Here is a 14115-nt window from a genome sequence, read left to right as displayed (position 1 = left end):
GCGGCCGCCTGTCGGGCGTTCGACGAGCATGCCGCCGTCCGCCTTCACTCTCCTCCCGCGGGCTGCGGTCCCCCGCTCACTCGGCGACACCCTGCGTCGATCGCAGCAGCAGAGCTCTGCGGGCTGAGCCGACGTGGTGGCGCATCGCGGCGACGGCCGCGTCGGGGTTGCGGGTGAGCACCGCCAGGAAGATGGCCTGGTGTTCCTCGAGCGATCCGGTCCGCGGATGCGGCGCGGTGAGGTCGCGATACTGCCTCATGACGAGGGGGTAGAGCAGCGTGTCGTAGGCACGGGCCAGAGTCTGCTGGTGAGCGGCGCGCTTGACCTGCTGGTGGAAGGTCCGGTTGCCCTGGGAGTATCCCGCTTGGTCGCCGCTCGCCTGGCAGTCCGCCATGAACTGCACCGTACGGCGCAGCGCCTCGACCTCCTCCTCGGTCGCGCGTTCGGCGGCTTTGCCGGCCAGGGCGGATTCGAGCGTTTCCCGCGCCTCCAGGATGTCCAGAGCCTCCTCGACCGTGAAGTTCCGCGTACGGACACCCCGGTTGACCTCGCTGGTGACGTACCCCTCCTGCGTCAACTGCACCAGTACGGCCCGCATGGTGCTGCGTGAGACGCCGAACCTCTGGGTCAAGTCCGCTTCGGTGAGGCGGGTGCCCGGTGCGAAGGTTCCCGACTGCAGCAGTGAGCGCAGGCCGTCATAGGCCTGACTGTGCCGCGTCGTCGACGGGCTCTTGTCAGAGACGCCCGTGTCGTCGTGGTGCTTCGGGTTCACGTGATCACCTGTGGCTCGGGAGGGATGTCTTCCGCCTACCGAGCAGTATGGCTGGCAACCGCAGGGGAGTCTCCTCGCGGCTGCCGTCGCCCCGTCCCGGCGGTCGTCCGTCCGTCACGAAGGACCGGTGCCGGGCCCGTCCTCCCGTGTGCGGAAAGCGATGCTGTCGGGGTAGGGCACGGCGACGGAAGCACCCGTGTCCGTGAGGTGCCCGGACGCCCGGTCGACCGCGAAGAGGTTCACGCTCCCGCTCGCCTCGTTCGCGACGAAAAGCCACCGTCCGCCGGGGTGCAGGGCGAAACTCCATGGCGTGACGCCGGCGCAGGGGACGCGCTGGACTTCGGTGAGCAGACCGGTCGCGGGGTCCGTGGCGAAGACGACCAGGGCGTTCTCGCCGCGGTTGGACGTGTACACGTGCCGGCCGTCGCGGCTGACGGCCAGCTCGGCGGCGCTCGTGGCTCCTGTGTGGTCGGGGGAGTTGGTCGGCAGGACCTGCCGGGCTGTCAACGTGCCCCGGGTCGCGTCCCACCGCAGCACCTGGATGTCCGCGGTGAGTTCGTTCAGCAGGTAGAGGGTCCGGCCGTCCGGATGGAAGGCCAGCCGCCGCGGGCCCGAGCCCGCTGCGGTCGCGTAGGAACCCGGCCCGTCGGGTGCGCCGGCCGACATGCGGTGCGTGGCCCGGTCGTAGGCGTAGACGAACACGCGGTCCGCGCCGAAGTCCGCGACCAACGCGTACCTGCCGCTCGGGTCGACGACCACGTGGTGGGGGTGCGGACCCAGCTGGCGTGGAGAAGGGCCGGACCCGACGTCCTGGACGACCGAGGCCACCCCCCGCAGGCGGCCGTCCGGGTCCACCGGGACGGTCACCGCGGAGCCGGCCGCGAAGTCGGCGACCAGCAAGGTGTCCGCTTCCCCGGTCAATCCGATGTACGACAGGCCGCCGCTGCCCGTCGGGACGGTCTCGGTCACGACGTCGTCGAGTTGCCGCAGCGCTCCGGAGGCATCGTCGATCCGGAAGACGCGTACATGTCCGCCCTGCTCACCGCCGGCGACGTAGAGGACCGGGCGTGTGGGATGTGCGGCGACCCAGTTCGAGCTGACCTGGGCCACGGACCCCAGGGGGGTCAGGGTCCCGTGCTCGGGGTCGAACCTCACCGCGTACACCTGGCCCTGTCCCCAGGTGCCGATGTAGAGCAGGTCTCCCCGCCGGCCGGATGCGGCCGAGGCCGGAGTACCGGAGAGCAGGGGCGCGGCCGCCCCGAGCGACACCGTCATGGCTGCCAGCACGGTTCTCCGGGAGGGCTGTGGGGACGGGCTGCCGACCGGGGCCGTATGCGGGTGGGGCTGGGGGAGATCGTTCATCGAAGGACGCCCTTCTCATGAGCGGGGTGTCGGCGTTCCAGCCCTCGGCCGTGCCGGCGACGGTCCGCCGGGCCGGGGCGCCCGGGGGCGTACGAGTCGAGGGCGGTGAACACGCCGTTGAGGGTGCGCGTCATGGCCACGCGCACAAGGAGACCGTGGGTTGTCCGACAAGATGTGCCGGGAACATAACCCGCGAGATGCGCCTCGGCAAGGAGTTAGGCAGAAAAGCTCGCAGAAGCAGGGTGGAGTCCGGTGTCTCCGTGGGCACATTGTCCAGCAATCTGCTGTACGGGCGTCCCGTACGTCGACACTGCCGTCGCCCTCCGACGCCGCGGCCCGGACGCCGCGGCCACCTCACCCCGCGGGATCGACGAGTCGTGGGGCGCATCGGCCGGCTGAGGGTGGGGATGCGGCTTCGGGCCATCCGCGGCGCGGGCCGCGCGGCGAGGCGTGAACCCATGTTGTCCAACAATGACGAGGTGGGGAGAGGGGGCGTCCGCGAGGACAGGATGTTTTTCCGCAGCATTCTTGTCCGTCGGAGTCGGCGGTGTTACGTTCCCATTACCGCTTGTCGGACAATCTCGGAGTCGCACGGTGTCGCCGAGGCTGTCTCACCGGAAGGTTCCAGCCGACCCCGGCTGCTCTTCGCAGGGCATCAGTCACCCCGCCGTCAGCAGTTCACGCACCGTCACACACCAACGCCACCACCGGCACGAGCGCACGGCTCCCACCTCGTCTCTTCGCGGTGAGGGAGCCGAGGAGACAGCTATGTCGACCAGTCAGCGCACCTTTCACTCGGAGGCACTCCGTCTCGACGACGTCACCCTGCGGTTCCCCGGCACTCATCAGCCGGCGATCGAAGGCGTGTCGTTCAAGGTCGATCGCGGCAAGGTCGTCGCCGTGATCGGGCCCAGCGGGTGCGGGAAGAGCACCATCCTCAACCTGGCCGCCGGACTGCTCACTCCCACCCGGGGCGAGGTCCACTACGCCGGCGAGCGCGTCACCGGCGTCAACTCCGATGCCGCGTACGTGACGCAGCATTCGCACCTGCTGCCCTGGCTGAGCGTCAAGGCCAACATCGGCCTGGCGCTGAAGTTCCGCAAGGTCGCCAAGGACGAACGAGAAGAACGCGTCGCGCACTGGGTCGACCTCGTCGGGCTGGCCGGCTTCGAGAACCACTTCCCCCGGGAGCTGTCCGGCGGCATGCAGAAGCGCTGTGCGATCGCGCGTGCGCTGATCTACAACCCGTCCATCGTGTTGATGGACGAGCCGTTCGGGCCGTTGGACGCCATCACCCGGCTCGAACTCCAGCAGGAACTGCTCAACATCTGGCGGGAACAGAACGGGACCCTCATCTTCGTCACGCACGATCTCAACGAGGCCATCTACCTGGCCGACGAGGTCATCGTGATGTCGAAGGGCCCCGGTACGGTCCGCCGTATCATTCCCGTCCCCTTCGAACGCCCACGTCAGATCGGTTCGCTCGTCGAATCGCCCGAGTTCTCCGAGCTGTACAACGACCTCTGGGGTCTCTTCGCCGCCGAGCGGAAGTCCGCCGCGTAACGCGGCCGGGCCGCGCTCCGCCGCGTGACGCGGCCGAGCCGCCCGCCACGGAGGCGCCCGCCCGTCGTTCACGTCGGCCCACCGGTCCGGCACCCGCGGTCATCCGCCCACACCCCGAAGCCGCCATGCCGCCATGCCGTCATGCCTTCCTTCAGGTTTCCCGTGACGTCATGCCCCCCGCCGAGTAAGGTTCACGATTTTGATATCGATCAAGGAAGAGATCGCCGTACCGAGCCCTCCCGCACGCGTCTGGGAGGTCATCTCGGACCCCTCAGCCGTCGTTTCCTGCATCGGCGGCGCAGAGCTCGGAGCGTCGCACGACGACGGGTCCTTCGACGGAACCCTGGCTGTCAGATTCGGCGGTCTCCGGGTCAGGTTCGCCGCCCGGGTCGCCCTGGACCTGGACGAAACCACACGTGAGGGCCGTCTGACCGCCCGGGGCGCGGACGGGCAGGGCGCCACCCGCTTCAGCGCCGGCGCCACCTTCCGGGTCGCCGAGGGGCAGACCCCCGGCAGCTCACGGGTCTTCTGCGACGGCGAGATCAAACTCAACGGCAAGCTCGCCAAGTTGATCGAGTCGGGTGCGGGGATGGTGGTCTCCCGGATGACGAGGGAGTTCACCGACGAACTGGTCGCGCTGTGCGCGGCACCCGCCGAGCCCCTCACGGCAGCCGCCACCGGACCGCTCCCCTCGGCGACCACCGAGGCGCTCCCCTCGGCGTCCACCGGGCCGCGCACAGCGGCGCCCGCCGGTGCGCGCCCGGCCGCGTCCCGCCCGACCGGCCTGCTCGCCCGCCTGCGCGCCTGGTGGACCGGGCGGCGCGCCAGGCGCCGAGGAGGGGCGCCGCAGACGGCGGCCCGCCCGGTGAACACGTCCGGTGACGCTCTCGGCCAAGGAGGTCGGCGATGACAACGACCAGGTTCAACAAGGTGATCGGCGCCCTGGCCGCGGGACAGCACGTCTTCGCGACCTTCTCGGCGGCCGATCCGGCGTCCGCGACCGAGCTGAGCACCTCGGACTACGACGCGGTGGTGTTCGAGATGGAGCACAAGCCCTGGGACATCAACGCCCTGAAGGACAGCTTCCAGTATCTGCTGAGCCGACGTCAGATCTTCGAGGCGGACAGCCTCGCGCCGGCCGTCACCCCGCTGGTGCGCATCCCCGCCAACGGAGCGGAGAAGGCCCAGTGGCACGCCAAGCAGGCCTTGGACCTGGGCGCGTTCGGCATCATCTGGCCGCACATCGCCACGGTGGAGGAGGCCCGCAACGCCGTCGCCGCCTGCCGCTACCCCCGGCTGCCCGACGCTCCGCTCCACGAGCCCGCCGGCCTGCGCGGGGACGGCCCGCACGCGGCGACGCGCTACTGGGGCATCTCCAACATCGAGTACTACTCCAGGGCCGACGTGTGGCCGCTCGCCCCGGACGGGGAGATCCTCGTCGGCCTCATGATCGAGGACCAGCTCGGCATCAAGAACCTGCCGGACATCCTCGACCAGGTGCCGGGGATCGGGCTGATCCTCGTCGGCGAGGGCGACATGAGCCAGGAACTGGGAGTCCCCCGCCAGTACGAGCACCCGCGGGTCCTGGAGTCCAAGCGCCGCATCCTCGACATCTGCGGTGAGCGCGGGGTCGCCGTGGGCCACCCCCACGTCACGGCCGGCAACGTCAAGCAGGTGATCGACGACGGATACCGGTTCCTGATGTCGGCCCCGGTGCGCACCTATCCCGGCCTGGACAGGGCCCGCGAACTGACCGGCCGCGACTGACGGCGCACAGCCGACCCGGGCGCACCCCACGCCACCATCGCTACGCAAGTCTCGGAGCAATTCATGATCATCGACTGCCATGGTCACTTCACCACGGCGCCTCCCGCGCTGGGCAAGTGGCGAGAGAGGCAGATCCAGGCGTTCGAGGAGTCGGGCGCCCGCGTCTCGCCCGACGAACTGCACATCACCGACGACGAGATCCGCGCCGCCATCGAGAACGGGCAGCTGAAGCTGCAGATCGAGCGTGGCACCGACCTGACGGTCTTCTCGCCGGGCGCGGGCAAGATGGCCCACCACTACGGTGACGAGCGCACCAGCCTCGACTGGTCGCGCGTCAGCAACGACCTGATCTCCCGGGTGTGCGGTCTCTTCCCCGAGCGGTTCGTGGGCGTGTGCCAGCTCCCGCAGTCGCCGGGCGACGCCCTCGCCGCCTCCGTGCGCAACTCCGTGGCCGAACTGGAGCGCTGCGTGGAGGAGTTGGGCTTCGTCGGCTGTCTGCTGAACCCGGACCCGTCGGACGGGTACTACCAGGCCCCGCCGCTGACCGACCGGGTGTACTACCCGCTGTACGAGAAGATGGTCGAGCTCGACGTCCCCGCGATGGTCCATGTCGCGATGTCGCGGAACCCCGCGTTGCAGGGGACCTGCGCCCACTACCTCGCCGGTGACACCGCGGCGTTCATGCAGCTGTGCGAGGCGGACCTGTTCAAGGACTTCCCGACGCTGAGGCTGATCCTGCCGCACGGCGGCGGCGCCGTCCCGTACCACTGGGGCCGCTACCGCGGCATGATGCAGGACCGCGGCCGGCCGCCGCTGGAGGAGTCGATCCTGCGCAACGTGTACTTCGACACCTGCGTGTACCACAAGCGCGGCATGGAACTGCTGCTGGACGTCATTCCGGCCCGCAACGTGCTGTTCGCCTCGGAGATGATCGGCGCCGTCCGCAGCGTGGACCCGGAGACCGGGCGTCGGTTCGACGACACCAAACACACCCTCGACTCCATCGACAGCCTGAGCGACACCGACCGGCAGGCGGTCTACGGAGGCAACGCGCTGCGGGTCTTCGCACGGCTCGACGGTGTCCTGAAGGCCCGGACGACGGCGGCCGCGAACGTGAAGGAGTCCACGAAGTGAAGGTCTACGAAGCACTCGCCGAGGCGTTCGTCAAGGAAGGCACCACCGATGTCTTCGGCATGATGGGCGACGCCAACATGCACTGGATGGCCGCGCTCGCCGACCGCGGTGTGCGGCTGTACGAGGTGCGGCACGAGGGCTCCGGCCTCGGCATGGCGGACGGCTGGGCCCGCGGCGCGGGGCAGCCCGGTGTGGTCACCACGACCAGCGGCCCCGGCGTCTCCCAGCTGGCCACCTCGATGATCGTGGCGAGCCGGGCGGGCACCCCCCTGGTCGCCTTCTGCGGTGAGACGCCGCTGGGTGACGAGGGCGCCACCCAGTACCTCGACCAGCGGCGCTTCGCCGCCGCGATCGAGTGCGAGTTCCTCCACGTGACCCGTCCCGAGAACGCCCAGGAGACCGTGCGCCAGGCGTTCTACCTGGCCCGCACCGAGTCCAAGCCGGTCATGATCAGCGCCCCCTTCGACGTGCAGGTCGCCGAACTCGACGACTACGACGAGGACTACGTGCCGTCCACGGCCCTGATCCGGACGCCGCGGCTGCTGCCGGACCCGGCCGGCATCGAGGCCGCCTGCGCCCTCCTCCAGAACGCCAAGCGCGTGGTCGTCATCGCGGGGCGGGGCGCGCGCAAGGCGGACTCGGGCGAGCAGATCCTCGCCTTGCAGGAACAGACCGGCGCCCTGCTGGCCACCACCCTCCAGGCGAAGAACTGGCTGTGCGACCGCACCGACTTCCACGTCGGCCTGTCGGGTCTGTTCGGCGACAAGGCGTCGATGGAACTGCTCCAGGAGGCCGACTGCGTCATCGCGGTGGGCGCCAGCCTGAACCACTACACCATCGAAAGCGGCTACCTCTACCCCGAGGCCAAGTACATCCAGATCGACACCGCCCCGCACCTGGTGATGGGGAACGGCAGGACCGCGGACTGCTACCTCCAGGCCGACGCGGTCACCGCCCTCACCGAGCTGACCCGGGCCCTGCGGGAGCGGAACGTCCGGCTGGAGGGCTTCCACACCGACGCCGTCCGACAGCACCTGACCGCCCGGCTCCAGCCGCCGGCGGAGTACGTGCGCGAGCCCGGACGCCTCGACCCGCGCGAGGCGATCTGGATCCTCGACCACGAACTGCCGGGCGAGATGGGGCTGGTGCTGGGCAGCGGGCACCAGACCGACTTCGGCACCATGCTCTTCCAGCGCTCCCGTGACGTGCTCTCCAACTACGGCATGTTCGGCGCCATCGGCCAGGCCCCGCTGATCGCCCTCGGCCAGATGATCGCGCAGGGCAACAAGCCCGGCTTCGTGGTGGAGGGCGACGCCAGCTTCATCATGCACCTGCCCGAGTTCGAGACGGCGTGCCGGTACGACGTCCCGCTGCTGGTCGTGGTGATGAACGACCAGGGCCTGGGCGCCGAGTACCACAAGGCGAAGGCGAAGGGCCTGGACCCGGAACTGGCGACCATCTCCACCCCCGAACTGGGCGCGGTCGCCCAGGCGCTCGGCGGCGGCGGGGCCACGGTCCGCACCGCGCAGGAACTGCGCGACGCGCTGGCGGAGTACGTGCGCGCCCCCCGGCCGACCGTCATCGACGTCCGCATCACCCGTGAGGTGCTGAGCACCCCGTACCGGCGCATCCAGTACGGCGAGGACGTGTGAGCGGCATGAGCGACAGGCACCCGACCGCACCGCTGTCCGTCCTGCTGGGCGACTACCCGCACACCCGGCCGCTGAAGGACGGGACCGTTCCCGTGGACGGAGTGGACTGCCGCCACCTGGACTCCTCCCCCCTGCCCCCCGCCTTCGCCCGCATGGTCCGTGACCTGGCCTACGACATCTGCGAGATGCCGATGGCCACCTACCTCCAGGCCCGCGACGCCGGCATCCCGCTGACGCTGCTGCCGGTGGTGCTGGTGGGAAGCACCCACCACCGGTCCCTGACCCGGCTCCCGGAGGATCCGCCGATCAGCCCCGGGGACCTCGTCGGCCGGCGTGTGGGTGTCCGCGCGTACGGCCAGACCACCGGTCTGTGGGTGCGCGGCTGGCTGCGCGAGGAGTACGGGGTCGAGTCCTCCGACATCACCTGGGTGACCACCGAGGACGTCCACGTCGCCCAGTACGTCAACCCCCCGTACGTGGAGCGGTCGGCGGCCGGGCGGGTCGGGGACCTGCTGCGCTCCCACGACGTCTGCGCGGCGGTGCTCGGTCCGAAGGCGATCGGCGGACAGGGCGCGGGACTGGTCCCGCTCGTGGCGGACGCGCTGGACGCCGGGGAGGCGTGGATCGAGCGGCACGGGACGATCCCGGCCAACCACCTGCTGGTGGTGCGCGACGACGTCCTGCGCGACCGCCCCCATGCCGTGCTCGCCGTCCACCGGGCCCTGAAGCAGGCGATCGCGGACACCGCACACCTGCGGGACGACTCGCCGGCCGGGCGCGCGGTCGCGGCCGGATGGAGCGCGTCGCTGACCGCCTGCCTGGAGATCGCCGGACGGTACGCCCTGGAACAGGACCTCATCAGCGAGCCGGTGGACGTCGCGGCGATCGAGCGGGAGACGGCCTTCCTCGACAGCTGAGGAGGCGATCGGCGAAGGTGCGCCGCCCGGCGGCGCACCCGTGAAGGAACATCGAGAGAGGAGCAGCGGTGGGAGAGCCGGTAGGGCTGCGCAAGCGGGGCAACCCGCCCACCCGCAAGCCGGAGACATGGACACCCGACCTGCTCGACAAGGTCGCCTGGCGGGTGAAGGCGGCGAACGAGCCCTTCCGGGGAGTGGCCACGCCGGACGGCGTCCGGCCGGGACTGTTCCCGCTGCGCGGCACCGGCGCGGACGTCCGCCCGGTGTACCGGGCGGCGGAGGACTACCTGGCGGGCCTGACGGAGAAGCAGCTCGCCGAGGGCCGGTTCCCGATGGACGACGTGAGCTGGCGCCACTGGAACAACGGTGCCCGGTACTTCCTGCGGCACGGCATGCTGCTGGAGGAGTTCGACGACGCGCAGCGCGAGCGGGCCCTGACCGTCATCCGCGAGAGCCTCAGCGCGGACGGGTACCGCCAGATGGTCGACCTGATGCGCCTCAACCTCACCATCGGTGAACTGAGCGGCAACACGGACGGCCTCAACGAGTGGCTGTACTGGTTCTCCCTGTACGGCGAGCCGGAGAACGGCGGCCCGTGGGGCTGGCAGCTCGACGGGCACCACGTCAACATCAACTGCGTGTTCGTCGGGGACCAGATGGTCCTCACCCCCTCCTTCCTCGGCGCCGAGCCGGTGATCGCCGGATCCGGGAAATACGCCGGCACCGTGGCCTTCCGCGGCGAGGAGGCACTGGGACACGAGCTGTTCACCCAACTCGACCGCCGGCAGCGGGAGCAGGCCGTCATCGCGGACACGATGCCGGCGGAACTGTTCGTCGGGGCCTTCCGGGACAACTTCGAGCTCGACCACCAGGGACTGCGGCTGAGCGGGATGGCGCCCGGTCAGCGGGAGACGGCACTGCGCCTTCTCGGGCTCTACGTGAACCGGGCCGGCGACCACCACGCCCGGGTGCGCATGGAGGAGGTACGGGCCCACGAGGGTGACACCCGCTTCGCCTGGGTCGGTGACCCCGACGGCACCTTCTACTACCGCTTCCACAGCCCGGTGATCCTCGTCGAGTTCGAGCACATGCCCGGCGTGCTCTTCGACAACGACTACCACTCGCGCCGGCACATCCACACCGTCGTCCGTACCCCCAACGGCAACGACTTCGGCGTCGACCTGCTGCGTCAGCACCACGAACGCCACCACGGGACGCGCCCGGCGCACCCCGGCCGGCAGGCCTGAGACGCCCCGCGGTCTCCGTGCAGGAGACGCCGGTACCTACGCAAGAGGAGAGAGACATGAAGTTGGTGCTCGGCCGTGACGATCTCGCGGCCGCGGCCCTGGCGGCGGCCCGCGAAGCGGGCGCGGAGCCGGAGCGGGTCGACATCAAGCCGGTGCACAAGGCCTCCCGCGGTTTCGTGAACGCCTCGGACGTGGATCTGTGCGAACTGGCCATCGTGACCGTCCTCCAGGCCGTCGCCCACGGCAAGCCGGTGCTGCTGCTGCCCGTCACCACCCTCGGACGCCACCAGCACCAGACCCTGGTGACCCTCGGCGGGCTGTCGGTCGCCGAGGTGGAGGGACACAGCGTCGGAGTCCGCGCCTGGAGCCAGACCACCGGCGTGTGGGTGCGCGGCTTCCTCACCGAGCAGTACGGCATCGACCTGCGCAAGGCGCACTGGACGACCTACGAGGGGCACCACGTGGAAGGTGCCGAGGACCCGTCCTGGGTGCGGCGGGCGCCGGAGGGCACCAAGCTGCCGGCGGACTTCCTGGCGGGCAACGTCGACTTCGGCATCATGGGCAACGAACTGCCCGCCGACGACCGCATCCGCACCGCCGTCGACGACGCGCGGGCGGTCGCCGAACAGTGGTCGCAGGACCAGGGGTTCGTCCCGGTCAACCACGTCGTCGGTGTCTCCGAGGCGGCCGCCGCGGAGCACGGTCCCGCGATCCTCGCCGCGTACGACGCGATGCGGTCGGTGCTCACCGCCCAGGAGGAGGGCGGCCCGGTCGCCCTGCACCCCGTGGGCTTCGCAGGACTGCGCGGCGCGTTCACCAAGGCCGCCGCCTACGCGCTGGAGCAGGACGTGATCCCGCGGGCGGTGGACTACGACGAACTCGTCGAGCGGACCTGCACGGCACTCGGCGTGGCGCCGTCCCGGCTCGGCGGCTGACGACCGCGGCACGGACGGCCGGACCCCACGACACACACGTAAGAGGACAAGGCATGGACAAGCTCACAGTGGTTCTCGGAGACTACCCGCACGCGCAGCCGCTGCTGGACGGCGACGTCGCGATCGACGGGTACCTGGTGGAGCCGGTGGAGGTCACACCGGTCATCGGCGCCTACCGGAGGATGATCCGGGACCTGGAGTTCGACGTCTGCGAACTGGCACCGGTCTCCTATCTGATGGCACGTCAGGCGGGCGTGGCGCTGACAGCGGTTCCGGTGTCCCTCAACCGGCGCTTCCACCACGGCGACGTGCAGTGCGCCGCCGGCTCCCGCATCCGCGTGCCGCGGGACCTGGAGGGACGCCGGGTCGGCGTGCGCGCCTACTCGGTCAGCACCGGCGTATGGGTGCGCGGCGTGCTGCGCGAGGAGTACGGCGTCGACATCGACAAGATCACCTGGGTGGTCGACGACGACGACCACGTCGAGGGCCGTATCCCCGCCAACGTCGAACGGGTCACCGACGGGCGCTCGTTGGGCGAGCTGCTGCGCGCCGGGGAGATCGACGCCGCGCTGACCGGCAACGCCGGGACCGGACGGGCGGGCGCACCCCGGGCCGGCTGGACGGCGGCGGCCGAACCGGAGGCCGGCGGCGACGGCCCGTACCCGCTCTTCCCCGAGGCCGGCACGCTCGCCGTGGACCACTACCTGCGCACCGGGGTCTACCCGCTGCACTCGCTGATCGCGCTCCGCTCCGAGCTCGTGGAACGCGACCCCGGTCTGGCGACCGCGCTGTACGCGGCGTTCGCGGAGAGCAAGCGCCGCCACCTCTCCGCGCAGCCCGCATGGTCCGCGGCCCCCCGACTGGCCCGCCAGGGGCAGCAGATCGGCGGTGACCCCGTCCCCTACGGCATCGCGGCCAACGAGCCCAGCCTCACGGCGATGGTGCGCTTCGCCGAGGACCAGGGGCTGCTCGACCCGGAGTTCCCCGCCGACCTGCCCTCGCTGTTCGCCCCCGGCGACTACCCGGACGCCTGAGCCGGCCCGCACCGCACACACCGAAGACAAGGGAGCACCCCGACGTGGACATCGTCGACGCACACTGCCACATCATCTCCGAGGACCTGACCCGCTACCCCAAGGCGCCGATCGGGGGGAAGCAGTCGGAGTGGGCCGCGACCCGGCCCGTCACCGCCGAGGGCATGGTCGGCCGCATGGACGACGCCGGCATCACCCAGGCCGTCCTGGTGCAGGCCACCACCCACTACGGCTACGACAACGCGTACGTGCTCGACAGCAGCCGGCACCGGCCGGAGCGGTTCGTCGCCGTCGGCACCGTCGACCCGCTGCGTCCGGACGCCGCCGCCTCGCTCAAGGCCGCGGTCGGCGAGGGCGGCCTGGCCGGGGTACGGCTGTTCACCAGCGGCAGCACCGTACCCACCCAGGGCGAATGGTTCGTCGCACCGGAGACGTTCCCCTTCTGGGAGCAGGCCGGGGAACTGGACCTGCCGGTCTGCCTCCAGATGCGCCTCGGCCCGGCCACCCGGCAACTGGTGGAGCTCCTGGAGCGGTTCCCGGGCGTGAAGGTGCTGCTGGACCACATCGGCTACCCCGACATCGCCGCCTCGCCCGCCCGCGCCGGCGCCGAGGTCGCGGAACTCGGTGTGCACCCGGGCCTGCACCTCAAGCTCACCCACCGCAACCTGGAGCGGCTGCGGGACGCCGGGAACCAGGCGGGTGACTTCCTCGGGCCGGTCGTCGAGGCGTTCGGCGCGGGGCGCATCGCCTGGGGGTCGAACCTGCCGGCGGCCGAGCAGTCCCTGCCCGAACTCCGCGCCCTCGCCGAGGACGTCCTCGCCGCGCTGCCGGAACAGGACCGTCAGGAGATCTTCGCGGGTACGGCCCGGCGACTGTATCCGGGGCTCACCCGCGCCTGACCCTCCGACCGCAGCTGTCCTGCCGCCGCCTGGGCCCGGCCCGCACCGGACGCCTTCCCGCCGGCAGCCGTCCTCTCCGCACAGACCTACAGGGTGATCACGGTGGATTCCAACGGTTTCGACGACAACGCGGGCCGGACGCTGCTGACCCGGCAGAGCCAGGCCTATGAAGGGCTGCGCTCACTGCTGCTCTCGGGCAGCGTCGAACCGGGCACCCGGCTCACCGAGGCCGATCTGACCCGGATGTTCGGCGTCTCGCGCAGCACCATGCGGGCGGTCCTGGTCCGGCTGACCCAGGAGGGCTACGTCACCAGCGAGGTCAACCGGGGGGTGCGCACCCGCAGCTTCTCGGTCGAGGAGGCCGCGGACATCCTGGAGGCGCGCGAGACGCTGGAGTCCGCTCTGGCGGGCAAGGCCGCCGAGCGGGCCACCGAGGACGAGATCCGGGCACTGCGCGACACGCTGGAGGTGATGGAGGACTGCAAGTCCCGGGGGGACGCGACGGGTTACTCCCGGGGCAACCGGCGCTTCCACCAGCAGGTGAAGGAGGCCGCGCACCAGCAGACCCTGGCACGGGCGTACGACACCCTGCTGTACCCCCTGGTGATGCGCCAGTACCGCAACCTGTCCGCCCCGCACCCGCGCACCGGATCGCTGGAGGAGCACCAGGCCATCCTCCTGGCCGTCATCACCCGCAACCCCCCGGCGGCCGTCGCCGCCATGCTCCACCACGTCGCCTCCGCCCGCCGGGCGCTGCTGCTGCTGGCGCATCAGGAGCGCACCGCCTCGGCAGTGGACGGCTGAGAAAACCCTCCGGCCCTCCGCGCCCCTGC

Annotated in this window: 13 protein-coding genes; 11 read left to right on the top strand and 2 right to left on the bottom strand. The window is 70.9% G+C overall.

The window, feature by feature from the left end; all coding sequences use genetic code 11:
- Nucleotides 1–76: 76 nt before the first annotated feature.
- Nucleotides 77–772, bottom strand: a complete 696-nt coding sequence (locus ACIP67_RS27135; protein ID WP_401695430.1) for a GntR family transcriptional regulator — start codon at nucleotides 770–772, stop codon at nucleotides 77–79.
- A 114-nt stretch (nucleotides 773–886) separates the two neighbouring features.
- Entirely contained in the window at nucleotides 887–2047 is a 1161-nt protein-coding gene (locus ACIP67_RS27130) for a lactonase family protein (RefSeq protein ID WP_401695428.1), read from the bottom strand.
- Between the two features lie 855 nt (nucleotides 2048–2902).
- On the opposite strand from ACIP67_RS27130, the gene ACIP67_RS27125 reads away from it, so the two are divergent.
- The 11 genes from ACIP67_RS27125 to ACIP67_RS27075 all read left to right on the top strand — a co-directional run bounded on the left by ACIP67_RS27125 (nucleotide 2903) and on the right by ACIP67_RS27075 (nucleotide 14086).
- Nucleotides 2903–3697, top strand: a complete 795-nt coding sequence (locus tag ACIP67_RS27125; RefSeq protein ID WP_401695426.1) for an ABC transporter ATP-binding protein — start codon at nucleotides 2903–2905, stop codon at nucleotides 3695–3697.
- A gap of 199 nt (nucleotides 3698–3896) precedes the next feature.
- Nucleotides 3897–4607, top strand: a complete 711-nt coding sequence (locus tag ACIP67_RS27120) for an SRPBCC domain-containing protein (protein ID WP_401695425.1) — start codon at nucleotides 3897–3899, stop codon at nucleotides 4605–4607.
- Nucleotides 4604–5464 (top strand): HpcH/HpaI aldolase/citrate lyase family protein, encoded by an 861-nt coding sequence (locus ACIP67_RS27115; protein ID WP_401695424.1) that lies wholly within the window; start codon nucleotides 4604–4606, stop codon nucleotides 5462–5464. Before ACIP67_RS27120 ends, ACIP67_RS27115 begins: the two co-directional genes overlap by 4 nt.
- A 63-nt stretch (nucleotides 5465–5527) precedes the next feature.
- Nucleotides 5528–6598 carry an amidohydrolase family protein gene (locus ACIP67_RS27110; protein WP_401695423.1) on the top strand — a complete coding sequence of 357 codons (1071 nt, stop codon included), beginning with the start codon at nucleotides 5528–5530 and terminating at the stop codon, nucleotides 6596–6598.
- Complete coding sequence (locus ACIP67_RS27105) at nucleotides 6595–8250, top strand: thiamine pyrophosphate-binding protein (RefSeq protein ID WP_401695421.1); 1656 nt, start codon at nucleotides 6595–6597, stop codon at nucleotides 8248–8250. The genes ACIP67_RS27110 and ACIP67_RS27105 overlap by 4 nt, the downstream gene beginning before the upstream one ends.
- A gap of 5 nt (nucleotides 8251–8255) precedes the next feature.
- Nucleotides 8256–9167, top strand: a complete 912-nt coding sequence (locus ACIP67_RS27100; RefSeq protein ID WP_401695420.1) for a hypothetical protein — start codon at nucleotides 8256–8258, stop codon at nucleotides 9165–9167.
- 68 nt (nucleotides 9168–9235) lie between these two features.
- Nucleotides 9236–10414 (top strand): DUF3500 domain-containing protein, encoded by a 1179-nt coding sequence (locus tag ACIP67_RS27095; protein ID WP_401695419.1) that lies wholly within the window; start codon nucleotides 9236–9238, stop codon nucleotides 10412–10414.
- 56 nt (nucleotides 10415–10470) lie between these two features.
- Nucleotides 10471–11349, top strand: coding sequence for a hypothetical protein (locus ACIP67_RS27090; protein ID WP_401695418.1), 879 nt, complete (start codon nucleotides 10471–10473; stop codon nucleotides 11347–11349).
- A gap of 53 nt (nucleotides 11350–11402) precedes the next feature.
- Entirely contained in the window at nucleotides 11403–12383 is a 981-nt protein-coding gene (locus tag ACIP67_RS27085) for a 4,5-dihydroxyphthalate decarboxylase (RefSeq protein ID WP_401695417.1), read from the top strand.
- A 44-nt stretch (nucleotides 12384–12427) separates the two neighbouring features.
- A complete protein-coding gene (locus ACIP67_RS27080) occupies nucleotides 12428–13282 on the top strand; it encodes an amidohydrolase family protein (protein WP_401695416.1) in 855 nt (284 codons plus the stop codon).
- Between the two features lie 102 nt (nucleotides 13283–13384).
- Nucleotides 13385–14086, top strand: a complete 702-nt coding sequence (locus ACIP67_RS27075; protein WP_401695415.1) for a GntR family transcriptional regulator — start codon at nucleotides 13385–13387, stop codon at nucleotides 14084–14086.
- Nucleotides 14087–14115: the final 29 nt, after the last annotated feature.

It is taken from the genome of Streptomyces sp. NPDC088812 (assembly GCF_044750285.1).
Taxonomy (GTDB): Bacteria; Actinomycetota; Actinomycetes; order Streptomycetales; family Streptomycetaceae; genus Streptomyces.
The sequence above is the reverse complement of the archived record's forward strand: the minus strand, read 5'-3'. Positions and strand labels throughout refer to the sequence as shown.

Coding starts and splice junctions, on each gene's coding strand:
- ACIP67_RS27125 (WP_401695426.1), top strand. CDS start 2,903: ATGTCGACCAGTCAGCGCACCTTTCACTCGGAGGCACTCCGTCTCGAC.
- ACIP67_RS27110 (WP_401695423.1), top strand. CDS start 5,528: ATGATCATCGACTGCCATGGTCACTTCACCACGGCGCCTCCCGCGCTG.
- ACIP67_RS27115 (WP_401695424.1), top strand. CDS start 4,604: ATGACAACGACCAGGTTCAACAAGGTGATCGGCGCCCTGGCCGCGGGA.
- ACIP67_RS27090 (WP_401695418.1), top strand. CDS start 10,471: ATGAAGTTGGTGCTCGGCCGTGACGATCTCGCGGCCGCGGCCCTGGCG.
- ACIP67_RS27085 (WP_401695417.1), top strand. CDS start 11,403: ATGGACAAGCTCACAGTGGTTCTCGGAGACTACCCGCACGCGCAGCCG.
- ACIP67_RS27130 (WP_401695428.1), bottom strand. CDS start 2,047: ATGACGGTGTCGCTCGGGGCGGCCGCGCCCCTGCTCTCCGGTACTCCG.
- ACIP67_RS27100 (WP_401695420.1), top strand. CDS start 8,256: ATGAGCGACAGGCACCCGACCGCACCGCTGTCCGTCCTGCTGGGCGAC.